Source organism: Roseococcus thiosulfatophilus (assembly GCF_017311575.1).
Lineage (GTDB): Bacteria > Pseudomonadota > Alphaproteobacteria > Acetobacterales > Acetobacteraceae > Roseococcus > Roseococcus thiosulfatophilus.
Genome location: NZ_JAFFQY010000001.1, coordinates 17,320 through 40,753, shown reverse-complemented (window position 1 = coordinate 40,753; position 23,434 = coordinate 17,320). Strand labels below are relative to the sequence as shown.

Genomic DNA, 23,434 nt, shown 5'->3' with positions numbered 1-23,434 from the left:
CCATGGCGCTCTCGGACAAGGACCGCATCTTCACCAACCTCTACGGCACGCAGCCCTGGAACCTGTCGGCCGCGCGCATGCGGGGCGATTGGGACGGCACGCGCGAGTATCTCGCGAAGGGCCGTGACTGGCTGATCGAGGAGGTCAAGAATTCCGGCCTGCGCGGCCGTGGTGGTGCGGGTTTCCCCACCGGCATGAAGTGGTCCTTCATGCCCAAGAAAAGCGATGGCCGCCCCAGCTATCTGGTGGTGAATGCCGATGAGTCCGAGCCCGGCACCTGCAAGGACCGCGACATCATCCGCCACGATCCGCACAAGCTGATCGAGGGTTGCCTCATCGCCGGCTTCGCCATGGGCGCGACGGCGGGCTACATCTACATCCGCGGCGAATACTACAATGAGAGCGTGGTGCTCGAAGCCGCCATCGCCGAGGCCTATGAGGCCGGGCTGGTCGGCAAGAACGCCTGCGGCAGCGGTTACGACTTTGACCTCTACGTTCATCGCGGCGCCGGCGCCTATATCTGCGGCGAAGAGACGGCGCTGATCGAGAGCCTGGAGGGCAAGAAGGGCATGCCGCGCCTGAAGCCGCCCTTCCCGGCCGCGGTGGGCCTCTATGGCCTGCCGACCACGGTGAACAATGTCGAGACCATCGCGGTCGTGCCGACCATCCTGCGCCGTGGCCCCGGTTGGTTCTCCTCCTTCGGGCGGGAGCGCAACGCGGGCACCAAGGTGTTCTGCATCTCGGGCCATGTGAACAAGCCCTGCAATGTGGAAGCCGAGATGAGCATCCCGCTGCGGGAGCTCATTGACCGCTACGCCGGCGGCGTGCGCGGCGGCTGGGACAATCTGCTGGCGGTGATCCCGGGCGGGTCCTCGGTGCCGCTGCTGCCCAAGCACATCTGCGACGACGTGCTGATGGATTTCGACGCGCTGCGCGAGCACAAGTCGGGCCTCGGCACCGCGGGCGTGATCGTGATGGACAAGTCCACCGACGTGGTCCGCGCCATCGCGCGCCTCGCCCATTTCTACAAGCATGAGAGCTGCGGCCAATGCACCCCCTGCCGCGAGGGCACGGGCTGGATGAAGCGCGTGATGGACCGGATGGTGCGCGGCGACGCCGAGATCGAGGAGATTGATATCCTCGAACAGGTCACGCGCCAGGTCGAAGGCCACACCATCTGCGCGCTGGGCGATGCCGCGGCCTGGCCCATCCAGGGCCTGATCCGGCATTTCCGCCCCGAGATGGAGCGGCGCATCCGCGAGCGTCACGCCACATCAACCCCCCTGGCGGCGGAGTAAGCACGATGGCCAAGGTCACCGTGGACGGCATCGAGGTCGAGGTCCCGAACGGCGCCTCCGTGCTCCAGGCCTGTGAGGCCGCGGGCAAGGAAGTGCCGCGCTTCTGCTATCATGAGCGGCTGTCGGTCGCCGGCAATTGCCGCATGTGCCTCGTCGAGGTCGAGAAGGCGCCCAAGCCCGTCGCCTCCTGCGCCTATCCGGTCATGGATGGGATGAAGGTGTTCACCGACACGCCCGTGGTCCGCAACGCGCGGCGCGGCGTGATGGAATTCCTGCTGATCAACCACCCTCTGGATTGCCCCATCTGCGACCAGGGCGGCGAGTGCGACCTGCAGGACCAGGCCATGGCCTATGGCCGCGACCTCTCGCGCTATGACGAGGGCAAGCGGGCGGTGAAGGACAAGTATGTCGGGCCGCTGATCAAGACGGTGATGAACCGCTGCATCCATTGCACGCGCTGCGTCCGCTTCGCCGCCGAGGTGGCCGGCGTGCCCGAGATGGGTGCGACGGGCCGCGGCGAGAGCATGGAGATCGGCACCTATGTCGAGAAGGCGCTGTCCAGCGAACTCTCCGGCAATTTGATCGACATCTGCCCCGTGGGCGCGCTGACCAGCCGGCCCTACGCCTTCGTCTCCCGCCCCTGGGAATTGCGGAAGACCGAGAGCGTGGACGTGCTGGACGCCGTGGGTGCGGCCATCCGCGTGGATGTGCGCGGCGGCGAGGTGCTGCGGATCATGCCGCGCGTGCATGACGACGTGAACGAGGAGTGGCTGGGCGATCGTGGTCGCTTCTCCTTCGACGGGCTGAAGCGCAACCGCCTGGACCGCCCCTGGGTGCGGCGCGACGGCAAGCTTCAGCCGGCCAGCTGGGCCGAGGCGCTGGGCGCCATCGCGCGTGCGCTGCCGGGCAAGCGGCTGGGTGCCATCGCGGGCGACACCATGGATGCCGAATCCATGTTCGCCCTGAAGGGGCTGATGGCCGCCCTTGGCAGCCAGAACCTGGATTGCCGCCAGGATGGCGCGAAGCTCGACGCCTCGCGGCCGGACTACTACCTGTTCAACACGGGCATCGCCGGCATCGAGCAGGCGGATGCCATCGTCATTATCGGCAGCAACCCGCGCGTCGAGGCGCCGGTGCTGAACGCGCGCATACGCAAGCGCTGGATGACGGGCGCGCTGCGCGTGGGCGTGGTGGGGCCGGTCGCGGACCTGACCTATCCCACGCAGGCGGTGGCGATGGGTGAGGCGGGCGCCTTCCTCGATGGCGCCAAGAATCCCATGGTCATTCTCGGCCGTGGCGCGCTGGCGCGCGAGGATGGGGCGGCGGTGCTGGCCGCCGCCTGGGACCTGGCCAAGCAGGCCGGCGGGCTGCGCGAGGATTGGCACGGCTTCAATCTTCTGCACCAGTTCGGCGGCCAGGTGGCGGCGCTCGACCTCGGCTTCCTGCCGGGTGAGGGCGGTCTGGACATGGCCGGCATGCTGGCGGGCGGCGTGGATGCGCTATGGCTGCTCGGCGCCGATGGCTTCGATGCGTCGCGCATCGCACCCGGCACCTTCGTCATCTACCAGGGCCATCACGGCGAGGCCGCCGCGGCGCGCGCCGACGTGATCCTGCCCGGTGCGACCTACACCGAGAAGGACGGCACCTACGTCAACACCGAGGGGCGCGTGCAGCGCGGTCGCATGGCCGTGACGCCGCCCGGCGAGGCGCGGGAGGATTGGAAGATCATCCGCGCCGCCTCGCAGATGCTGGGTGTGACGCTGCCCTATGATTCGCTGGAGGCGCTGCGGGCCGAGATGGCCGCGGCGCACCCCGTCTTCGCGCGTCTGGACCAGGGCCCGCTGCCCGGCTGCACCGATGATGCGGGGCCGGTGGCGACGGGCGCGCTCGGCATGGCGCCCTTCCAGCTTCCCATCCAGAACTACTGGCAGGTGGACCCCATCACGCGCGCGAGCCCGACCATGGCCGAGTGCGCGGCGACCTACCTGCAGCCCAAGCCGCTGCTGGCGGCGGAGTGAGGCGATGACCGAGTTCCTCAACACGCCGCTGGGCGTGCTCGCGCTGACGGTGGCGCAGGCGCTGGCCCTGCTGGTGCCGGTGCTGATCGGCGTGGCCTACCTGACCTGGGCGGAGCGCAAGGTGCTGGCCGCGATGCAGCTGCGCCGCGGGCCGAATGTGGTGGGGCCCTTCGGCCTGCTCCAGCCCTTCGCCGACGCCATCAAGATGCTGATGAAGGAGACGATCATCCCGTCGGGGGCCTCGCGGCTGCTCTTCCTGGCGGCGCCGATCCTGACCTTTGTGCTGGCCATGATCGCCTGGGCCGTGATCCCGGTGGCGGATGGCTGGGCCATCGCCGACATCAATGTGGGCATCCTCTACCTCTTCGCCATCAGCTCCCTCGGCGTCTATGGCGTCATCATCGCGGGCTGGGCGTCGAATTCGAAATACGCCTTCCTGGGCGCGCTGCGCTCCGCCGCGCAGATGGTGAGCTACGAGGTCTCGATTGGCTTCGTGATCGTGACCGTGCTGCTCTGCGTGGGGTCGCTGAACCTGACCGAGATCGTCCGCGCGCAGGCGACGGTGTGGTTCGTCATTCCTCTGTTCCCGATGTTCGTCATCTTCTTCATCAGCGCGCTGGCCGAGACCAACCGCGCGCCCTTCGACCTTCCGGAGGGCGAGAGCGAGCTGGTGGCGGGCTTCTTCGTCGAATACAGCTCGATGTCCTTCGCGCTGTTCTTCCTCGGCGAATACGCGAACATGATTTTGATGAGCGCGCTGGCCACCATCCTCTTCCTGGGGGGCTGGCTGCCGCCGCTGGACATCGCGCCCTTCAACTGGGTGCCTTCGCCCATCTGGTTCGCGCTGAAGGTGGCGGCCTGCCTCTTCGTCTTCATCTGGGCGCGCGCCACCTTCCCGCGCTACCGCTATGACCAGCTGATGCGGCTGGGCTGGAAGGTCTTCCTGCCGTTCAGCCTGCTCTGGCTGGTGCTGACGGCCGCGGTTCTCAAGCTGACGGGGTGGCTGCCGGCATGACCACATTGGATCGTTTCGCGCGCTCCTTCCTGCTCACCGAGATCGTGGGCGGCATGGCGTTGACGCTGCGCTACTTCTTCAGCCGCAAGGCGACGCTGAACTACCCCTATGAGAAGACGCCGCTGTCGCCGCGCTTCAAGGGGGAGCACGCCCTGCGCCGTTACCCGAATGGCGAGGAACGCTGCATCGCCTGCAAGCTGTGCGAGGCGGTGTGCCCGGCACTCGCCATCACCATCGAGGCCGAGCCGCGCGAGGATGGCAGCCGTCGTACCACGCGGTACGACATCGACATGACCAAGTGCATCTACTGCGGCATGTGCGAAGAGGCCTGCCCGGTGGATGCCATCGTCGAGGGGCCGAACATGGAGTTCGCGACCGAGACGCGCGAAGAACTGATGTATGACAAGGAGCGACTGCTGGCCAATGGCGACCGCTGGGAAAGCGAGCTCGCCAAGCGGCTGGAACTGGACGCCCCCTACCGCTGATGCAAGACGGCCGCGCCCAAGCGGCCCTGGGAAGGTTTGTTGAGATGGCCAGCTTGACGGAAGGACGGGTGCGATGATCGCAGGGCTCGCCTTCTATTTCTTCGCGTTCATCCTGATCGCGGCGGCGGTGATGGTCGTCACCGCGCGCAACCCCGTGCACTCCGTCATCTGGCTGATCGCGGCCTTCTTCAACGCGGCCGCGCTCTTCCTGATCGCGGGGGCCGAATTCCTCGCGATGATCCTGGTCATCGTCTATGTGGGCGCGGTCGCGGTGCTGTTCCTCTTCGTGGTGATGATGCTGGATGTGGACTTCGCCCAGCTCCGCGAGGGCGTGCAGCGCTATGCGCCGATCGGCGCGGTGGTGGGCGGCATCCTTTTCCTGGAGCTGTTGCTGGTGCTGTCGGTGTGGCGCTTCGCGCCCGATGCCGCCGCGCTGCGCATGGCGCCGATGCCGGAGGGGGTCACGAACACCGAGGCCATCGGACGCATCCTCTACACGGACCATATCTACCTATTCCAGATCTCGGGGCTGATCCTGCTGGTGGCCATGATCGGTGCCATCGTGCTGACCCTGCGCGACCGCCCCGGCACCAAGCGCCAGGATGTCGGCGCGCAGATCGCGCGCAGCAGCGCGGTGGCCATGGCGCGGCCTGAACTGGGCGAGGGCATCCGGCGCGAGGACATCCTGCGCCCGCTGCCGCCGCCGGCGAAGGAAGCGCCCAAGCCCGTCACGCATGAGGGGGGGCACCACTGATGCTCGACATCGGCCTTGCCCACTACCTGGTGGTCAGCGCGATCCTCTTCGTGCTGGGCGTCTTCGGCATCTTCATGAACCGCAAGAACGTCATCGTGATCCTGATGAGCGTGGAGCTGATCCTGCTCTCGGTGAACCTGAACCTGGTGGCCTTCTCGGCGCAGCTCGGCGACCTCACGGGCCAGGTCTTCGCCATGTTCATCCTGACCGTGGCGGCGGCCGAGGCGGCCATCGGGCTCGCCATCGTCGTCATCTACTTCCGCAACCGCGGCAGCATCGAGGTCGAGGACATCTCGACCCTGAAGGGCTAGAACGATGTTCGTTGGGGCGGTCTTCTTCCCGCTGCTGGGCGCCTGCGTCAGCGGCTTCCTGGGGCGCTGGCTCGGCGACCGGGTGGCCATGTGGTCCACGGTCTTCTTCATGGCGCTGGCGGCCATCTGCGGCCTGCTGGCCTTCTGGCAGGTGGCGCTCAGCGGCCAGCCTCAGACGGTCGTGCTCTTCACCTGGATGCAGGTGGGCGAACTCTCCTTCTCCTGGTCGCTGCGCTACGACACGTTGGCCGCGGTCATGGTCGGCATGGTCACGCTGATCTCGACGCTGATCCACCTGTACTCGGTGGGCTACATGTCGCATGACGCGACGCCGTCGCGCTTCTTCGCCTACCTGTCGCTCTTCACCTTCATGATGCTGATGCTGGTGACGGCCGACAACCTCGTGCAGCTCTTCTTCGGCTGGGAGGGGGTGGGTCTCGCGAGCTACCTGCTCATCGGCTACTGGTATGAGAAGGACAGCGCCAACGCCGCCGCGATGAAGGCCTTCATCGTGAACCGCGTGGGCGACCTCTTCTTCATGCTGGGCATGGCGCTGACCTTCTTCACCTTCGGCAGCCTGGAGTTCGACGCCATCTTCGGCGCGGTCCAGGATCATGTGAATGATGTGTTCCTGGGCATTCCCTCGCTCGAACTCATCGGCGTGCTCCTCTTCCTGGGTGCCTGCGGCAAGTCGGCGCAGCTTGGCCTGCACACCTGGCTGCCGGACGCGATGGAGGGCCCGACCCCCGTCTCCGCGCTGATCCATGCGGCCACGATGGTGACGGCGGGCGTCTTCCTCATCTGCCGCATGTCGCCCGTGATGGAATTCGCGCCGGTGGCGCTGGCCATCGTGACCGTGGTGGGCGCCTCCACCGCGCTCTTCGCGGCCACGATCGGCTGCGTGCAGAACGACATCAAGCGCATCATCGCCTACTCCACCTGCTCGCAGCTGGGCTACATGTTCTTCGCGGCGGGTGTCGGCCTCTACCAGGCGGCGATGTTCCACCTCTTCACCCACGCCTTCTTCAAGGCGCTTCTGTTCCTGGGCGCCGGCAGCGTGATCCACGCGATGTCGGACGAGCAGGACATCCGCAAGATGGGCGGCATCTGGAAGAAGATCCCCGTCACCTACGCGGTGATGTGGATCGGCTCGCTGGCCCTGGCCGGCATTCCCTTCTTCGCGGGCTACTACTCCAAGGACGCCATCCTGGAGGGCGCGGTCGCGGCCGGAACCGGCGTGGGCATGTATGCCTTCGTCTGCGGCGCGGTGGCGGCCTTCCTGACCGCCTTCTACTCCTGGCGCCTGCTGATCCTGACCTTCCACGGCAAGCCCCGCGCCGACCACCACACCATGGAGCACGTCCACGAAAGCCCGCTGGTGATGCTGGTGCCGCTGCTGCTGCTCTCGGTCGGCGCCATCACCACGGGCTTCGTCTTCGCTCCCTACTTCATCGGCGATGCGGCGACCGCTTTCTGGAACGGCGCCATCTACAACCTGCCGGCCAAGGACATGATGGAGGCGCTGCACCACGCGCCGCATTGGGTGCCGACGCTGGCGAAGACGGTGGCCATCAGCGGCATCCTCCTGGCCATCCTGATCTATGGCTTCCTGCCGCATATTCCCGGCCGGGTGGCTGCGGCGGCCCCCGGGCCTTACCGCTTCCTGCTGAACAAGTGGTATTTCGACGAGCTGTATGACCGCATCTTCGTCCAACCGGCGCGGCGCCTCGCGGTGCAGCTCTGGCAGGTAGGCGATGCGCGCATCATCGACGGCATGCCCAATGGCGCGGCCGCGCTGGCGGCGGGCGCCTCGCGCGGCACGGTGCGGCTGCAGACGGGCAAGGTCGCGAGCTACGCCTTCGCCATGATCATCGGCCTTGTGGTCTTCGTGACCCTCTTCCTGACGGGGCGCTGAGCCATGAACGCCGCGGGTTTCCCCATCCTTTCCCTGGTCACCTTCCTGCCGCTGCTGGGGGTGCTGGTCATCCTCAGCGTGCGGGGCGAGGAGGCGGTGGTCGCCTCCAACGCCCGCTGGACCGCGCTCTGGACCAGCCTCGTCACCTTCGCGCTGTCACTGGTGCTGTGGTTCCAGTTCGACCGCAACAGCCCGGACTTCCAGTTCGTGGAACGCCTCGACTGGCTGCCGGATTACGGCGTGTCCTACCTCATGGGCGTGGACGGCGTATCGGTGCTGTTCGTCCTGCTCTCCACCGCGCTGACGCCGCTCTGCATCCTCGCCTCCTGGGAGTCGGTGCAGAACCGCGTGCGGGAATACATGATCGCCTTCCTGGTCCTCGAGACCATGATGGTCGGCATGTTCTGCGCGCTGGACTTCATGCTGTTCTACATCTTCTTCGAGGCCGTGCTGATTCCGATGTTCCTCATCATCGGCGTCTGGGGCGGGGCGCGGCGGGTGTACGCGGCCTACAAGTTCTTCCTCTACACCTTCCTCGGCTCGGTGCTGATGCTGCTGGCCATCATCGCCATCTGGTACCAGTCGGGCACGACCAGCATCCCCGAGATCTACGAGTTCGACATTCCCTTCGCGATGCAGGTCTGGATCTTCCTGGCGTTCTTCGCCTCCTTCGCGGTGAAGGTGCCGATGTGGCCCGTCCACACCTGGCTGCCCGACGCGCACGTGGAGGCACCCACCGCGGGCTCCGTCATCCTGGCCGGCGTGCTGCTGAAGATGGGCGCCTATGGCTTCCTGCGCTTCAGCGTGCCGATGCTGCCCGATGCCTCGCAGTATTTCGCGCCGATGATCTATGTGCTGAGCGTGGTGGCGGTGGTCTACACCAGCCTCGTGGCCCTCGCGCAGCAGGACATGAAGAAGCTCATCGCCTACTCCTCGGTGGCCCACATGGGCATCGTGACGCTCGGCATCTTCACCTTCAACCAGCAGGGCATCGAGGGCGCGCTCTTCACCATGCTGGCGCATGGCGTGGTCTCGGGCGCGCTCTTCCTCTGCGTGGGCGTGCTCTATGACCGGGAGCACACGCGCGAGATCGCGCGCTATGGCGGGGTCGCCAAGATCATGCCGGCCTACGCGCTCGTCTTCATGCTCTTCACCATGGCCTCGGTGGCGCTGCCGGGCACGGCCGGCTTCCCGGGTGAGTTCCTGGTCATCGTGGGTGCCTGGGCAGTGAACCCCTGGGTCGCGCTGGGCGCCGCCACGGGAATGGTGCTGGGCGCCTGCTACATGCTGCGCCTCTACCGCGGCGTCGCCTTCGGACGAATCACGCGCGACGACCTCAAGCGCCTGCTGGACCTCAGCCCGCGCGAATACGCGGTGTTCTCACCGCTGATTGTGCTGACGCTCTGGATGGGCGTCTATCCGCAATCCTTCCTCTCCTTCTTCTCCGCGACGGTGGCGCAGTTGGTGGCCCAGCACCAGGCCGCCATTTCCGCCGCGTCGCGCTTCGCGGGGCTGTAAGCCATGAACTGGACCCTCGCCTTGCCGGAGCTCGTGCTGGCGCTCTCCGGCCTCGCCATCCTGGTGGCCGGCGTGCTGCCGCGGCGCGACATGACCTTCCCCTGCACCATGATGGTGCTGGGCGCCTTCCTGCTCTCCGGCGCCTTCGTCCTGACGCAGCCCGACGGCATGGGCTTCGGCGGGCAATACATCTCGGACGCCTTCGCGCGCTTCATGAAGGTGCTGGTGCTGGCGGGTGCGGCGCTCGCCCTGCTGCTGGCGCTGGACTGGAACCGCGCCGAAGGCCTGTCGCGCTTCGAGTACCCCGTGCTCGTGCTCTTCGCGACGCTGGGCATGATGGTCATGATCTCGGCCAATGACCTGATGAGCCTGTATCTGGGGCTCGAGCTGCTCTCGCTGCCGCTCTACGTCATGGCCGCCTTCCACCGCGACAATGCCCGCAGCTCCGAGGCGGGCCTGAAGTATTTCGTGCTTGGGGCGCTGTCATCGGGCCTGATGCTCTACGGCATGTCGCTGGTCTATGGCTTCGCCGGCACCACCAATTTCGCGCAGCTCGCCCAGGTGCTGGGCGGCACCGCGCCCATCTCGGCGGGCGTGGTGGTGGGCATCGTCTTCATCATCACGGGCCTCTGCTTCAAGGTCGCGGCGGTGCCCTTCCACATGTGGACGCCCGATGTCTATGAGGGCGCGCCCACCAGCGTCGTGGCCTATTTCGCGACGGCCACCAAGGTCGGCGCCATCGCGGCCATCGTGCGCGTGCTGGCGGGGCCCTTCGGCGGCGCCGTGGACCAGTGGCAGCAGGTGATCGTGCTGGCCTCGATCGCCTCCATGATCCTGGGCGCCTTCGCCGCCATCGGGCAGACCAACATCAAGCGCCTGATGGCCTATTCCTGGATCAGCCACACGGGCTTCGTGCTGATGGGCCTCGCCGTGGGCACCGAGGCGGGGCTGCGCGGCGTGCTGATCTACACCCCCATCTACCTGATGATGAGCCTGGGCGCCTTCAGCGTGCTGGTGGCCATGCGCCGCAACGGCCATGCGGTCGAGAACATCCAGGATCTCGCGGGGCTCGGCCGCACCGACCCCGCCATGGCGCTCGGCATGGCCATCTTCATGTTCGCCATGGCGGGCATTCCGCCGCTGTCGGGCTTCTTCGCCAAGCTCTACGTGCTGCTGCCGGCGGTGGAGGCGGGCTTCTGGCTGATGGCGGTGGTGGCCGTGCTCTCCTCCGTCGTCTCGGCCTACTACTACCTCCGCGTGGTGAAGGTGATGTATTTCGACGCCTCTACCGGCGCGCTGGACGCGCGCCCGTCCGGCGTGTCCTTCGTGCTCGCCGGCACGGGCCTCTTCACCATGTTCTTCTTCCTGATGCCCGCGCCGCTGCTGGCGGCCGCGCGCCAGGCGGTGGCGGCGCTGATCGGGTGAGCGGGCTGGCCTGGCGGCTCTCCATCGAGGAGAGCCTGCCCAGCACCCAGACCCTCGTCGCCCAGCGTGCCGAGGCGGGGGAACCCGCGGGCCTCGCCATCATGGCCCGCCGACAGACGGCAGGCCGCGGCCGCGCCAGCCGGACGTGGCACGACCAGCCCGGCAACCTCGCCATCTCCATCCTGGTGCGGCCTGAGGCCGAGGCGCGCGCCACCGGGCAGTTCGCCCTGCTGGCCGCCGTGGCCCTGCATCAAGCGGCCGCACCCCACGCGCCTGTCCGGCTGCGCTGGCCCAATGACCTTCTGCTGGGCGAGGCGAAGGTGGCGGGCATCCTCACCGAGGCGTCGCTCCGGCCGGGCGGCGCGCTCGCCCATGTCATCTTCGGCATCGGCGTGAACCTGGCCCATGCCCCGCCCGTCGAGGGCCGTGCCACCGCCTGCCTTGGCCCCATCCCGCCCGAGGGCTTCGCCTGGGCGTTGCTGGAGGCGCTGGACAAGTGGCTGGACCGCCAGGCGCGCGAGGGCTTCGCGCCCATCCGCGCCGCCTGGATGGCCGCCGGCCCCGCGCCGGGCACGCCCCTTTCGGTGCGGCAGGGCGACAGTTTCATCCGGGGGCGCTACGAAGGCCTCACTGAGGCGGGCGCGCTCCGCCTGCTCACGGAAGACGGCCCGCGCAGCTTCCATGCGGGCGAGTTGGGAGAGGTCTGAATGCTTCTGGCCGTGGATGCCGGCAACACGAATGTGGTCTTCGCCGTGCATGACGGGGTGGAATGGCGCGGGCGCTGGCGCATCGCGACCGACCCCAACCGCACCAGCGACGAATACGCCGTGTGGCTGCTGACCCTGATGCAGCACGCCGGGCTGCGCCCCGCGGACATCACGCGCTGTGTCATCGGCACGGTGGTGCCGGCCGCCCTCTACAACCTCCGCCGCCTCAGCCGCGACTGGTTCGGGGCGGAACCGCTGGTGGCGCGCTCCACCCTCGACTGGGGCTTCCATATTGATGTGGAGCGGCCGCAGGAGGTGGGCGCGGACCGTCTGCTGAACGCGTTGGCGGCGCATCACCACTACCAGGGCCCGCTGATCGTGATCGATTTCGGCACGGCCACCACCTTCGACGTGGTGGCGGGCGACGGCGCCTATCTGGGCGGCGTCATCGCGCCGGGCATCAACCTTTCCATCGAGGCGCTGCACCGCGCCGCGGCCCGCCTGCCGCGCATCGGCATCGGCCGGCCGCAATCGGCCATCGGCCGCGACACGGTGGCCGCCATGCAGTCGGGCATCTTCTGGGGCTATGTGGGGTTGATCGAGGGCATCGTGACGCGCATCCGCGCCGAGGCCGAACTGCCGGGCATGAAGGTGATCGCCACCGGCGGCCTCGCCCCCCTCCTGGCCGAAGGCACCACCATGATCACCCGCGTGGACCAGGACATCACCCTTGAGGGGCTTCGCCTGTTGGCAGGCCGCAATCCCGCCCCCATCTCACAAAAAGACATGATGTGACGAATTTCCCGGACATGGACGATCTTGCCTTCATCCCCCTCGGTGGCACCGGGGAAATCGGGATGAACCTCAATGTGTATCGCTGCGACGGCCAGTTGCTGGCCGTGGATTGCGGCATCGGTTTCGGCGGCCCGGACAACCCGGCCGTGGACATCATGGTGCCCGACCCGGCCTGGCTGGCCGAGCGGCGGGATGTGCTGCAGGCCCTGGTCATCACCCACGCGCATGAGGACCATGTGGGGGCGGTGGCGCATCTCTGGCCCTCGCTGCGCTGCCCGGTGGTGGCCGGCCCCTTCGTCTCGGCGGTGCTGCGGCGCAAGCTGGCCGAGGCCGGCCTGTCGCAGGAGGTGCAGATCATCACCATCCCGGCCCCCGGCCGGCGCAGCTTCGGGGCCTTCGACCTCGAATTCCTGCGCGTGGCGCATTCGGTGCCGGAGGCCAGCGCCGTCGCCATCCGCACGCGCCATGGCATGGTGGTTCATACCGGTGACTGGAAGCTCGACCCCTATCCGCTGATCGGCCCGCCCACGGACGAGGCCGGCTTCGCCCGCCTGGGCGAGGAGGGCGTGCTGGCCATGGTCTGCGACAGCACCAATGCGATGGTGGAGGGGCATTCGGGCAGCGAGGCCGATGTGCGGCGCAACTTCGCGGCCCTGATCCGCGGCATGACGGGGCGTGTGGCCGTCAGCTGCTTCTCGACCAACCTCGCCCGCATCGAGTCCATCGCTTTGGCCGGTATCGCCGCAGGGCGGGATGTGGCGCTGTTCGGGCGCAGCTTGCGCAACGCCGTGCAGGCGGCGCGCGAGTGCGGCTACCTGCAGGCCGTGCCCGACTTCCTCTCCGAGGAGGAGGCGGATGCGCTGCCCGACAACAACCTGCTGCTCATCTGCACCGGCAGCCAGGGGGAGGAGCGCAGCGCGCTGGCCAAGATCGCGGCCGACACGCATCCGAACATCTCGCTCGGGCAGGGCGACACGGTCATCTTTTCCTCGCGCATGATCCCGGGGAATGAGCGCGCCATCCTGCGTGTCCAGGACGAGCTGTCGCGCCGGGGCGTGCGGATCATGACGGCCGATGACCATGCGGTGCATGTCTCCGGCCACCCGGCGCGCGATGAGCTGAAGCGCCTCTACGCCCTGGTGAAGCCACGCTTCGCCATTCCTGTGCATGGCGAGTGGCGGCATCTGTCGGAACACGCCGCCCTGGCGCGGGATTGCGGGGCCGAGCCCATCCTGATCGAGGATGGCGACCTGGTGCGCCTCAGCGGCAACAAGCCGGAGGTCGCGGGCAGCGTGCCCGTGGGGCGGCTCGCCGTGGATGGCAATCGGCTGCTGCCCATGCAGGGCGGGCTGATCGGCGCGCGCAAGCGCATGCTGTTCAACGGGATCGTGATGGCAAGCCTGGCGGTGGACGGGGAGGGGCGCGTCATGGGCCGCCCCCGTGTGTCCGCCCCAGGCCTGTTCGATTCCGAGGGGCCGGAGCCGCAGCAACTCGCCGATGAGCTGGCCCGCGGCATCAACGACTTGCCGAAGGGCCTGCGGCGCGAGGACGAGCCGCTGGCCGAGGCGGCCCGCGGTGTGCTGCGCCGCGCGCTGGGCCGACGGCTGCGCAAACGTCCCAATGTCGAAGTCCACCTGCTGCGGGTCTAGGCCATGACGTTTTCCATGGGTTGGTTTATCAGCTTCGTCATCTTCGCCCTGGTGTGGTGGACGGTGCTGTTCTGCGTGCTGCCGGTGGGGGTGAAGCCCGATGTGCAGGGCGACATCGAGGCCGGCGGCTGGCGGGGCGCGCCCACCCAGCCGATGATCTGGCGCAAGCTGCTCTGGACCACCGCCATCTCGGTGGTGCTGTGGCTCGCGATCGTCTGGCTGGTGGACAGCAACATCATCAGCTTCCGCGATGAATGGCTGGCGATCCCGGACCGCTGACATCCGCACAAGAAAAAGGCGGCTGCTGGATTTTTGCCAGCTTGCCGCCTGCGTTTTGGGCAATCTCGTTGGGTTGCCCGTTTTTTCGCCGTCTGCTGGCCCGTTTTGCCGTTGAGCGACACCGGGCCTTTGCGGCATTTTCCACGTCAGAGAGAGGGCTTTCCTCTTTCTGCCGTGTGACTGGCGTTTCCTCCCTTAACTTGGGCCGCTCCCTGACGGGGGTGGCCCTTTCTTTTTTTTAACTGGTTGCGCCCCCGAACATCAAGACATTTTTGGGATTAATTCGATGTTGCGGCGCAGCATTCTTGCGCGCGGCGAGTCGGTGCCGCAACGAGTGCCCGGTGATTTGAGGCCGGCCCGAACTGCGCTACAGCAGGCGCGACCCGCCCGATGTGGCCTTTTCCCGGGAAACCAGACCTTGCGCCTCACCCGTGCCTTCCTGCCCACGCTCAAGGAGACGCCTGCCGAGGCGCAGATCGTCTCACACCGCCTGATGCTCCGCGCGGGGCTGATCCGGCAGACCTCCGCCGGCATCTACACCTGGCTGCCCGCTGGCCTGCGCGTCCTGAACCGCGTGGCCGACATCGTGCGCGAGGAACAGGACCGCGCCGGTGCGCAGGAGGTGCTGATGCCCACCATCCAGCCCGCCGAACTCTGGCAGCGTTCCGGCCGCTATGAGGATTACGGCAAGGAGATGCTGCGCATCCGCGACCGGCATGACCGCGAGATGCTCTACGGCCCCACCAATGAGGAAATGATCACGGACGTGTTCCGCGGCTACGCGACGTCCTACCGCGACCTGCCGCGCAACCTCTACCACATCCAGTGGAAGTTCCGGGACGAGGTGCGCCCCCGCTTCGGCGTGATGCGCGGCCGCGAATTCCTGATGAAGGACGCCTATTCCTTCGACATGACGAAGGAAGGCGCGCAGCACAGCTACCGCCAGATGCTCTACGCCTATCTGCGCACCTTCCAGCGGATGGGGCTGCGCGCCCTGCCCATGCGCGCCGACACCGGCCCCATCGGCGGCAATCTCAGCCACGAATTCATCATCCTGGCCGAGACGGGCGAGAGCACCGTCTTCTACGACTCGGCCCTGGAGGAGATCGACTGGGCCGCCAAGGCCTTCGACTTCGACAGCCAGGCTGACATGGGGGCCTGCTTCAACCTCGCCACCTCCGCCTATGCCGCCACCGAGGAAATGCAGGACGAGGCCGAATGGGCCAAGGTCCCCGCTGACCGCCAGCGCACCGGGCGCGGCATCGAGGTCGGCCACATCTTCTACTTCGGCACCAAATACTCCGCGCCCATGGGCCTGTCCGTGGCCGGCCCCAATGGCGAGGCAGTGGTGCCCGAGATGGGCAGCTACGGCATCGGCGTCTCGCGCCTGGTGGCCGCGCTGATCGAGGCCAACCACGATGAGGCCGGCATCAAGTGGCCCGACGCGGTGGCCCCATGGAAGCTCGCCATCCTGAACCTCAAGCCCGGCGATGCCGCCTGCGACGCGCTCTGCGAGAAGCTGCACGCCGCCTTCCCGAACGAGGCCATCTATGACGACCGGCCGGAGCGCGCGGGCGTGAAGTTCAACGACGCCGACCTGATGGGCTTCCCCTGGCAGGCCATCATCGGCCCCCGCGGCGCCGCGGCCGGCCGCGTCGAACTCAAGCGCCGCATGACGGGTGAGCGCCTCGAATGCAGTTTCGACGAGGCGCTGGCCAAGTTGGGCGCCTGATGTTCAACGCCTTCGAACGCAAGGTCGCCGCCCGCTACCTGCTCTCGCGGAAGAGCGACCGCTTCACCTCGGTGATCGCGACCTTCTCCTTCCTCGGCATCATGCTGGGGGTGGCCACGCTCATCATCGTGATGTCCGTTATGGGAGGGTTCCGGCAGGAATTGCTGGGACGCATCCTGGGCCTCAACGGCCATATGGGCGTCTATGCGGCCGAGCGTGGCAACCTCACGGAATATGACGCGGTGGCCGAGGCCATCCGCCGCGTGCCCGGCGTCACGGTGGCGACGCCCGTGGTCGAGGGCCAGCTCCTCGTCACCAGCGAGGCGGGGGGCGCCACGGGCGGCCTGGCCCGCGGCATCCGCCCGGAAGACCTGCGCGCGCGCCGCATCATCGCCGACAACATCCGCGCCGGCAGCCTCGCACAGTTCGAGGGCGATGACGCGGTGGCGATCGGAACGCGGCTGGCGCTCAGGCTCGGTGTGAATGTGGGCGACCGGGTCACGTTGGTCAGCCCGCAGGGGCGCACCACCGTCATCGGCACCGTGCCGCGGCTGCGCGCCTATCGCGTGGTGGCGCTGTTCGAAGTCGGCATGAACGAATACGACAGCGGCTACGTCTTCATGCCGATGCAGGCCGCGCAGGTCTATTTCCAGACGGGCGACGCCGCGACGCAGGTCGAGGTCTTCGTGGAGGACCCCACGCGCGTGCGCGCGGTGAACCAGGCCATCCGCGCGGCCCTGGACCGGCCGGTGCGCATCCTGGACTGGCAGGACGCCAATTCCAGCTTTTTCGCGGCGGTGCAGGTGGAGCGGAACGTGATGTTCCTGATCCTGACGCTCATCATCATCGTGGCGGCGTTCAACATCATTTCCTCGCTGATCATGCTGGTGAAGGACAAGGGGCGCGACATCGCGGTGCTGCGCACCATGGGGGCGACGCAGGGCGCCATCCTGCGGATCTTCCTGATGTGCGGCGCGCTGATCGGCGTGGTGGGAACCACGCTCGGCTTCATCCTGGGCGTGGTGTTCTGCCTCAACATCGAAAGCATCCGGCAATTCATCCAGGCGCTGTCGGGCGCCGAGCTGTTCAGCGCCGAGATCTACTTCCTGACCCAGCTTCCCGCCGTGCTGAACTGGCGCGAGGTGGCGCAGGTCGTGGCGCTGGCCCTGTCGCTCTCGCTGCTGGCGACCCTTTATCCCTCCTGGCGCGCCGCGCGCACCGATCCGGTGGAGATGCTGCGCAATGAGTGACCCCCTTCGCCTGGCCTCCGTCGCCCGGCGCTACCGCACCGAGGCGGGCTCGCTGGAAGTGCTGCGCGAGGCGGACCTCACCATCGCGCGTGGCGAGGTGGTGGCGCTGGTCGCCCCCTCGGGCACCGGCAAGTCCACGCTGCTGCACCTGGCCGGGCTGCTGGAACGCCCCGATGCCGGCGAGGTCTATATCGCGGGCCAGGCCGCCGGCACGTTGGATGACGGCGCCCGAACGGCCATCCGCCGCAACACCATCGGCTTCGTGTATCAGTTCCACCACCTGCTGGCCGAGTTCACGGCGGTGGAGAACGTCATGCTGCCGCAGATGACGGCCGGCGTGGCCGCGGGTCAGGCGCGGGCGCGGGCCGCGGAACTGCTGAACAGCTTCGGTCTCGCCTCCCGACTGGACCACCGGCCTGGCAAGCTGTCGGGCGGGGAGCAGCAGCGGGTGGCCATCGCGCGCGCGCTGGCCAACAGCCCCGCCTTGCTCTTGGCGGACGAGCCTACGGGCAACCTGGACGCGAGCACGGCCGGCATCGTTTTCGAACAGTTGCTGGCCGAGGCACGGGGCAGGGGCCTCGCCGCCCTCATCGCCACCCACAACCCGGAACTGGCCGCCCGGATGGACCGCGTGGTGACCTTGCGGGACGGGCGCATCATCCCGGGCTGAGGGGCGGTGGACAGCGGCGCCGCGCCGCCCCACCTTTGCGCCACAGCCAGGAAGGAAACACGACATGGCCGAATACCCCAATGTCCAGCTTCACATCGCCGGCCAGTGGCGCGGCGGTGAGGGCGGCAAGACGATCAACGTGCTCAACCCCGCCAGCGAGGAAGTGGTCGGCACCGTCGCCCACGCCAGCCAGCGCGACCTGGACGCGGCGCTCGAGGCCGCCGAGCGTGGCTTCGCCGCCTGGCGCAAGGTCAGCCCCTATGAGCGCAGCAAGGTCATGCGCAAGGCGGCCGACCTGCTCCGCAGCCGCGCCGACGCGATCGCCCGCCTGATGACGCTGGAGCAGGGCAAGCCCGTGGCCGAGGCCAAGATGGAGGTCATGGCCGCCGGCGACATCATCGACTGGTTCGCCGAGGAATCGCGCCGCACCTATGGCCAGGTGATCCCGGCGCGGGGCCAGGGCATCTACCAGCTCGCGATCAAGGAGCCGGTGGGCCCCGTCGCCGCCTTCACCCCTTGGAACTTCCCGATCAACCAGGTGGTGCGCAAGCTGTCCGCGGCGCTGGCGGCCGGCTGCTCCATCATCGTGAAGGCCCCGGAGGAGACGCCGGCCAGCCCCGCGGAACTCATCAAGTGCTTCCTGGAAGCCGGCGTGCCGGGCGATGTGATCGGCCTCGTCTACGGCGTGCCCAGCGAGATCAGCAGCTACCTCATCGCGCACCCCACCATCCGCAAGGTGACGTTCACGGGCAGCACGCCCGTGGGCAAGATGCTGAGCGCCATGGCCGGCCAGCATATGAAGCGCGTGACGATGGAACTCGGCGGCCATGCGCCGGCCATGGTCTTTGACGACGCGGATGTGGAGCACGCGGCCAAGACGCTGGCCATGGCCAAGTTCCGCAATGCGGGCCAGGTCTGCGTCAGCCCCACCCGCTTCCTGGTGCAGGAGAAGGTCTACGACCAGTTCGTGGCCAGCTTCATCAGCCACGCCAAGTCCGTGAAGGTGGGCGATGGCATGGCCGAGGGCACCACCATGGGCCCCATGGCCAATGAGCGCCGCGTGCCGCAGATGGAAACGCTGATCGCCGACGCGAAGGGCAAGGGGGCGGAGATCGCGACCGGCGGCAACCGCATCGGCAACAAGGGCTATTTCTTCGAGCCGACGGTGGTCACCGGCGTCACCACCGACATGCGCGCCATGAACGAGGAGCCCTTCGGCCCCGTCGCCCTCATGCGCCCCTTCAAGGACCTGGAGGAGGTGGTGGGTGAAGCCAACCGCCTGCCCTTCGGCCTGGCCAGCTACGCCTTCACCACCAGCGGCAAGACGGCGCAGGCCCTGGCGGCCGGCGTCGAGGTGGGCATGATGACCATCAACCACCTGGGCCTCGCGCTTCCCGAGGTCCCCTTCGGCGGCGTGCGCGACAGCGGCTACGGCACCGAGGGCGGTTCGGAGGCCATCGAGGCCTATCTGAACACGAAGTTCGTCAGCCAGTTCGGGCTTTGACGCTTCGCTTCCCCACGAAATCGCTTCGCGGTTTCGTGGGGGCCCCGTCCTGGCGCTGAGCCGGGGCGGGGGCACCGCGTTGCCGCGGCAAAGCCGCGGCGCCGCCCGAGGGGGCGTCACGCCCCCCGGCGCGCTACACTGGGCGCAGCCTCGGAGTCGCGCATGGGCTTTGTCCACCTCCACACCCACTCCGCCTATTCGCTGAGCGAAGGCGCCATCAAGGCCGAGACGCTGCCAGCGCTTGCGCTGGCCGCCAACATGCCGGCCGTGGCCCTGACCGACACGGCCAACCTCTTCGGCGCGCTGGAATTCGCGCAAGCCGCGGCCGGCAAGGGCATTCAGCCCATCATGGGCTGCCAGCTCTGGCTTTCGCGCGGGGAATCGCACAGCGACCCCAACCGCAATGGCGCGGATGTGGTGACGGCGCTCGCTATGGATGCGGAGGGCTGGGGCAATCTCCAGCGGCTGTCCTCGCTGGGCTGGCTGGGCACGGACATCTCGGGCAAGCCCGCGGTGACGCTCGGCCAGTTGCTGGCCCATGGCGCGGGCATCTTCCTGCTGACGGGGGGCGACCATGGCCCGCTCTCGCGCCTGCTGGCCGAGGGGCGGCGCCCCGTTGCCGAGCAGCTGCTGCATGCGCTGCGGGAGGGCTTCGACGGGCGCCTCGCGGTGGAGCTGATGCGCCACCACACCGACCGCCAAGCCGCCCTCGAACCCGGGCTGCTGCGCCTGGCCGATGAGGCGGCGCTGCCGATTGTGGCCACCAACGACGTCTATTTCGCCGAGGCGAAGATGCACGAGGCGCATGACGCGCTGCTCTGCATCGCCGAGGGCCGGCTCATCACCGAGGCGCAGCGCCGCCGCGTGACACCGCACCACTGGTTCAAGCCCGCGGACCAGATGCGCGCCCTGTTCCAGGACCTCCCCGAGGCCTGCGACAACACGCTCGCCATCGCGCGCATGTGCGCCGTGATGGCGGAGGTGAAGAAGCCCGAACTGCCCATCTGCCCCAAGGTCCAGCCCGGCCGCACCGAGGCCGAGACGGTGGCCGACATGGCCCGCACGGGCCTCGCGCGCCGCTTCCCCGAGGGCGTGCCGGCGGAACACGCCGAGCGGCTCGAGTACGAGCTGCGCGTCATCGAGCAGATGGGCTTCTCGGGCTACTTCCTCATTGTGGCGGACTTCATCCAATGGGCGAAGGCGCAGGGCATTCCAGTGGGGCCGGGGCGTGGTTCGGGCGCGGGCTCGGTCGCGGCCTGGGCGCTGTCCATCACCGACCTCGACCCGCTGCGTTTCGGGCTGCTGTTCGAGCGATTCCTGAACCCTGAGCGCGTCTCGATGCCGGACTTCGACATCGACTTCTGCCAGGACCGGCGCGACGAGGTGATCGACTATGTCCGCCGCGAATATGGCGAGGAGCGCGTCGCGCAGATCATCACCTTCGGCAAGCTCCAGGCCAAGGCGGCGGTGCGCGATGTGGGCCGCGTGCTGGGCATGCCCTATGGTCAGGTGGACCGTATCGCGAGCCTGATCCCCAACAACCCCGCCAACCCGGTCAGCCTGAAGGACGCCATTGCGGGCGAGCCGCGCCTCAAGGACATGCAGGCGAGTGACGAGGCGGTGGCTCGCCTGCTCGACATCGCGCTGCAAGTTGAGGGGCTCTACCGCAACGCCTCGACCCATGCGGCCGGCGTCGTCATCGGCCGCAAGCCGCTGATCGAGATCACCTCCATCTACCGCGACCCGCGTTCACCGCACCTCATCACCCAGTATTCGATGAAGCATGTCGAGAACGCCTCGCTGGTGAAGTTCGACTTCCTCGGCCTCAAGACGCTGACGGTGCTGCAACGCGCCGTGGCGCTGCTGAAGGCCCAGGGCGTGGAGGTGGACATTGACGCCCTGCCGCTGGATGACGCGCCCACCTACGCCATGCTGGCCCGCGGCGACGCGGCGGGCGTGTTCCAGTTCGAAGGCCAGGGGATGCGCGACTGCCTGCGCGCCATGCGCCCCGACCGCTTCGAGGATTTGATCGCCGCCGTCTCGCTCTACCGGCCGGGCCCGATGGAGAACATCCCCGCCTACTGCGCCCGCAAGCATGGCGAGAAATGGGAGGCGCCGCACCCCTCCATCCAGGACATCCTGGGCGAGACCTACGGCATCATGGTCTACCAGGAACAGGTGATGCAGATCGCCCAGGTCATGGCGGGCTACAGCCTGGGCGGTGCGGACCTGCTGCGCCGCGCCATGGGCAAGAAGAACAAGGAGGAGATGGCGAAGCAGCGCGACATCTTCTGCGAGGGCGCCGCGAAGAACGGCGTCTCCGCCGCCAAGGCGGGCGAGGTCTTCGACCTCATGGAGAAGTTCGCCAATTACGGCTTCAACAAATCCCACGCGGCAGCCTATGCGCTGGTCGCCTATCAGACCGCCTGGCTGAAGGCGAACCACCCCGTCGCCTTCCTCGCCGCCTCCATGACACTGGACATGGACAAGACCGACAAGCTGGCCTCGCACATGCAGGAGGCCGCGCGGCTCGGCATCAAGGTGCTGCCGCCGGACATCAACCGCTCCGCCGCCGAATTCACCATCGAGGCGCAGGAGGGCAAGCCCGCCATCCGCTTCGCGCTGGCCGCGATCAAGCGCGTGGGGCTGGCCGCCATGCGGGACCTCGTCGCGGCGCGGGCGCAGGGCGGGGATTTCACCAGCCTGGCCGACTTCGCCGCCCGCGTGGACCCAAGGCTGCTGAACAAGATGCAGCTGGAAAACCTGGCCAAGGCCGGCGCCTTCGACAGCCTGGAGGGCAACCGCGCGCGCCTGGTGGCCGGCGCCGAGACGGTGCTGCGCCGCGCCCAGGCCAGCGCGGAGGACCGCGCCAGCAACCAGATCGGCCTCTTCGCCGAGGTGGAGCAGGGCCCGCCCATGCTGCGCCTGCCGGACATGCCGGACTGGCCCACCCTGGACAAGCTGGGCTTCGAGGCGGAGGCGGTGGGCTTCCACCTCTCCGCCCACCCGCTCGACACCTACAAGATGGCGCTGCGCCGGCTGGGCTGCACGCCCTCGGCCCTGATTGCGGAGAAGGCGCGGGGGGGCTCCACGCGCCTCAAGCTCGCGGGCACCGTCACCGCGCGGAAGGAGCGCAACACCAAGACCGGCAGCCGCATGGCCTGGGTCAGCCTTTCCGATCAGACAGGTGGCTTCGAGGTCACCTTCTTCAGCGAAATCCTGAACCGCGCGCGCGAATTGCTGGAGGATGGAAAGGCCGTGCTCGTCACGGCCGAGGTGCGGCTGGAGGGGGAGGCGCTGCGCCTCACCGCCCAGGATATCGAGGCGCTGGACAAGGCGGCGGCCGGGGTGGGGCAGGGGATGCGCATCATCCTCGAAGCCGCCAGCGCCCTGCCGGATATCCGTGCCCTGCTGGAGCGCGACGGGCGCGGGCGTGGGCGCGTGAGCCTCGTGCCGCAACTTGGGCCCGGCCAGGATGTCGAGATCACGCTGCCGGGCGGCTGGAATGTCTCGCCGCGGATGATGCAGGCGCTGAAGGTGTTGCCCGGCGTGGCCAATGTGGAGGAGGTGTAGCTACTCCTTCGCCCGCGCATCCTTCGCCAGCAGCTTGGCCTGGGACTGCATGCGGTCCAGCAGCCCCAGCCCCAGCGCCCCGGCCACGAAGGTGACATGGATGCCGATGGCCCAGCCCAGCTCCCGGTCCGAGAGCGAAGCGATGTCCATGAATTTCTGCAGCAAATGGATGGAGCTGATGGCGACGATCGCGATGCCCACCTTCAGCTTGAGGTTGCCCGGGTCGAGGTTGGACACCCATTCGATCTTGGAGGCGCCCTTCGCGTCCGTCAGCCGCGAGACCAGGCTGTCATAGGAGGAGATGGCCACCATGGCGACCAGCGAGGCGACCAGCGCGCTGTCCACCAGATAGAGCAGCCCCAGCAGCATCTGCGAATCGGAGGTGGTGGTCAGCGTATCCGCCGCGAATTTCCACACCTTCACCAGGAAGCGCACCGCATAGGCCGCCAGCGCCACCGCGAGGCCGAGATAGAAGACCACCAGGATGTACCGGCTGGCCAGCACCGCCCGGTCGGATAGGTTCTGCATGGGACGCA

Annotated in this window: 19 protein-coding genes; 18 read left to right on the top strand and 1 reads right to left on the bottom strand. The window is 68.0% G+C overall.

All coding sequences use genetic code 11. The features are described 5' to 3' along the window. The first annotated feature begins 2 nt into the window (after positions 1–2). The 18 genes from nuoF to dnaE all read left to right on the top strand — a co-directional run bounded on the left by nuoF (position 3) and on the right by dnaE (position 22,898). Positions 3–1,298 carry an NADH-quinone oxidoreductase subunit NuoF gene (nuoF, locus tag JTN19_RS00185; RefSeq protein WP_206928727.1) on the top strand — a complete coding sequence of 432 codons (1,296 nt, stop codon included), beginning with the start codon at positions 3–5 and terminating at the stop codon, positions 1,296–1,298. Positions 1,299–1,303: 5 nt separating this feature from the next. Beyond that, positions 1,304–3,316 carry an NADH-quinone oxidoreductase subunit NuoG gene (nuoG, locus tag JTN19_RS00180; RefSeq protein WP_206928725.1) on the top strand — a complete coding sequence of 671 codons (2,013 nt, stop codon included), beginning with the start codon at positions 1,304–1,306 and terminating at the stop codon, positions 3,314–3,316. A gap of 4 nt (positions 3,317–3,320) precedes the next feature. Next, a complete protein-coding gene (gene nuoH, locus JTN19_RS00175; protein WP_206928723.1) occupies positions 3,321–4,331 on the top strand; it encodes an NADH-quinone oxidoreductase subunit NuoH in 1,011 nt (336 codons plus the stop codon). Continuing rightward, positions 4,328–4,816, top strand: a complete 489-nt coding sequence (gene nuoI, locus JTN19_RS00170; protein ID WP_184385969.1) for an NADH-quinone oxidoreductase subunit NuoI — start codon at positions 4,328–4,330, stop codon at positions 4,814–4,816. The genes nuoH and nuoI overlap by 4 nt, the downstream gene beginning before the upstream one ends. Before the next feature lie 73 nt (positions 4,817–4,889). Then, a complete protein-coding gene (locus JTN19_RS00165) occupies positions 4,890–5,570 on the top strand; it encodes an NADH-quinone oxidoreductase subunit J (protein WP_206928721.1) in 681 nt (226 codons plus the stop codon). Continuing rightward, positions 5,570–5,881 carry an NADH-quinone oxidoreductase subunit NuoK gene (gene nuoK / locus JTN19_RS00160; RefSeq protein ID WP_206928719.1) on the top strand — a complete coding sequence of 104 codons (312 nt, stop codon included), beginning with the start codon at positions 5,570–5,572 and terminating at the stop codon, positions 5,879–5,881. The genes JTN19_RS00165 and nuoK overlap by 1 nt, the downstream gene beginning before the upstream one ends. Before the next feature lie 4 nt (positions 5,882–5,885). Further along, complete coding sequence (gene nuoL, locus JTN19_RS00155) at positions 5,886–7,796, top strand: NADH-quinone oxidoreductase subunit L (protein ID WP_206928717.1); 1,911 nt, start codon at positions 5,886–5,888, stop codon at positions 7,794–7,796. 3 nt (positions 7,797–7,799) lie between these two features. Next, complete coding sequence (locus tag JTN19_RS00150) at positions 7,800–9,314, top strand: NADH-quinone oxidoreductase subunit M (protein ID WP_206928707.1); 1,515 nt, start codon at positions 7,800–7,802, stop codon at positions 9,312–9,314. A gap of 3 nt (positions 9,315–9,317) precedes the next feature. Continuing rightward, positions 9,318–10,739, top strand: a complete 1,422-nt coding sequence (gene nuoN / locus JTN19_RS00145) for an NADH-quinone oxidoreductase subunit NuoN (RefSeq protein ID WP_206928705.1) — start codon at positions 9,318–9,320, stop codon at positions 10,737–10,739. After that, positions 10,736–11,446 carry a biotin--[acetyl-CoA-carboxylase] ligase gene (locus JTN19_RS00140; RefSeq protein ID WP_340643245.1) on the top strand — a complete coding sequence of 237 codons (711 nt, stop codon included), beginning with the start codon at positions 10,736–10,738 and terminating at the stop codon, positions 11,444–11,446. Before nuoN ends, JTN19_RS00140 begins: the two co-directional genes overlap by 4 nt. Continuing rightward, the gene (locus tag JTN19_RS00135) at positions 11,447–12,241 is read left to right on the top strand and encodes a type III pantothenate kinase (protein ID WP_206928703.1); all 795 of its coding nucleotides are present in this window, start codon (positions 11,447–11,449) and stop codon (positions 12,239–12,241) included. It begins immediately after the preceding gene. 14 nt (positions 12,242–12,255) lie between these two features. Beyond that, positions 12,256–13,890 carry a ribonuclease J gene (locus JTN19_RS00130; protein ID WP_206928701.1) on the top strand — a complete coding sequence of 545 codons (1,635 nt, stop codon included), beginning with the start codon at positions 12,256–12,258 and terminating at the stop codon, positions 13,888–13,890. 15 nt (positions 13,891–13,905) lie between these two features. Then, positions 13,906–14,169: a DUF1467 family protein gene (locus tag JTN19_RS00125; protein ID WP_206928699.1), complete on the top strand. Its 264-nt coding sequence runs from the start codon at positions 13,906–13,908 to the stop codon at positions 14,167–14,169. 418 nt (positions 14,170–14,587) lie between these two features. Then, positions 14,588–15,901, top strand: a complete 1,314-nt coding sequence (proS, locus tag JTN19_RS00120) for a proline--tRNA ligase (RefSeq protein WP_206928691.1) — start codon at positions 14,588–14,590, stop codon at positions 15,899–15,901. Then, on the top strand, positions 15,901–17,151 hold the full coding sequence (locus JTN19_RS00115) for a lipoprotein-releasing ABC transporter permease subunit (RefSeq protein WP_206928689.1): 1,251 nt from the start codon (positions 15,901–15,903) through the stop codon (positions 17,149–17,151). Before proS ends, JTN19_RS00115 begins: the two co-directional genes overlap by 1 nt. Continuing rightward, positions 17,144–17,821, top strand: a complete 678-nt coding sequence (locus tag JTN19_RS00110) for an ABC transporter ATP-binding protein (protein ID WP_206928679.1) — start codon at positions 17,144–17,146, stop codon at positions 17,819–17,821. The genes JTN19_RS00115 and JTN19_RS00110 overlap by 8 nt, the downstream gene beginning before the upstream one ends. Before the next feature lie 64 nt (positions 17,822–17,885). Beyond that, positions 17,886–19,325, top strand: coding sequence for an NAD-dependent succinate-semialdehyde dehydrogenase (locus JTN19_RS00105; protein ID WP_206928677.1), 1,440 nt, complete (start codon positions 17,886–17,888; stop codon positions 19,323–19,325). A 162-nt stretch (positions 19,326–19,487) separates the two neighbouring features. Next, a complete protein-coding gene (dnaE, locus tag JTN19_RS00100; RefSeq protein WP_206928675.1) occupies positions 19,488–22,898 on the top strand; it encodes a DNA polymerase III subunit alpha in 3,411 nt (1,136 codons plus the stop codon). Here the strand turns inward: dnaE and JTN19_RS00095 are convergent, their stop codons facing one another. Then, on the bottom strand, positions 22,899–23,426 hold the full coding sequence (locus tag JTN19_RS00095; RefSeq protein ID WP_206928672.1) for a YqhA family protein: 528 nt from the start codon (positions 23,424–23,426) through the stop codon (positions 22,899–22,901). Positions 23,427–23,434 lie beyond the last annotated feature (8 nt).

Bases quoted from the DNA above. Each gene is read 5' to 3' on its own strand.
- nuoF (WP_206928727.1), top strand. From the start codon at position 3: ATGGCGCTCTCGGACAAGGACCGCATCTTCACCAACCTCTACGGCACG.
- nuoG (WP_206928725.1), top strand. From the start codon at position 1,304: ATGGCCAAGGTCACCGTGGACGGCATCGAGGTCGAGGTCCCGAACGGC.
- nuoH (WP_206928723.1), top strand. From the start codon at position 3,321: ATGACCGAGTTCCTCAACACGCCGCTGGGCGTGCTCGCGCTGACGGTG.
- nuoI (WP_184385969.1), top strand. From the start codon at position 4,328: ATGACCACATTGGATCGTTTCGCGCGCTCCTTCCTGCTCACCGAGATC.
- JTN19_RS00165 (WP_206928721.1), top strand. From the start codon at position 4,890: ATGATCGCAGGGCTCGCCTTCTATTTCTTCGCGTTCATCCTGATCGCG.
- nuoK (WP_206928719.1), top strand. From the start codon at position 5,570: ATGCTCGACATCGGCCTTGCCCACTACCTGGTGGTCAGCGCGATCCTC.
- nuoL (WP_206928717.1), top strand. From the start codon at position 5,886: ATGTTCGTTGGGGCGGTCTTCTTCCCGCTGCTGGGCGCCTGCGTCAGC.
- JTN19_RS00150 (WP_206928707.1), top strand. From the start codon at position 7,800: ATGAACGCCGCGGGTTTCCCCATCCTTTCCCTGGTCACCTTCCTGCCG.
- nuoN (WP_206928705.1), top strand. From the start codon at position 9,318: ATGAACTGGACCCTCGCCTTGCCGGAGCTCGTGCTGGCGCTCTCCGGC.
- JTN19_RS00135 (WP_206928703.1), top strand. From the start codon at position 11,447: ATGCTTCTGGCCGTGGATGCCGGCAACACGAATGTGGTCTTCGCCGTG.
- JTN19_RS00130 (WP_206928701.1), top strand. From the start codon at position 12,256: ATGGACGATCTTGCCTTCATCCCCCTCGGTGGCACCGGGGAAATCGGG.
- JTN19_RS00125 (WP_206928699.1), top strand. From the start codon at position 13,906: ATGGGTTGGTTTATCAGCTTCGTCATCTTCGCCCTGGTGTGGTGGACG.
- JTN19_RS00115 (WP_206928689.1), top strand. From the start codon at position 15,901: ATGTTCAACGCCTTCGAACGCAAGGTCGCCGCCCGCTACCTGCTCTCG.
- JTN19_RS00110 (WP_206928679.1), top strand. From the start codon at position 17,144: ATGAGTGACCCCCTTCGCCTGGCCTCCGTCGCCCGGCGCTACCGCACC.
- JTN19_RS00105 (WP_206928677.1), top strand. From the start codon at position 17,886: ATGGCCGAATACCCCAATGTCCAGCTTCACATCGCCGGCCAGTGGCGC.
- dnaE (WP_206928675.1), top strand. From the start codon at position 19,488: ATGGGCTTTGTCCACCTCCACACCCACTCCGCCTATTCGCTGAGCGAA.
- JTN19_RS00095 (WP_206928672.1), bottom strand. From the start codon at position 23,426: ATGCAGAACCTATCCGACCGGGCGGTGCTGGCCAGCCGGTACATCCTG.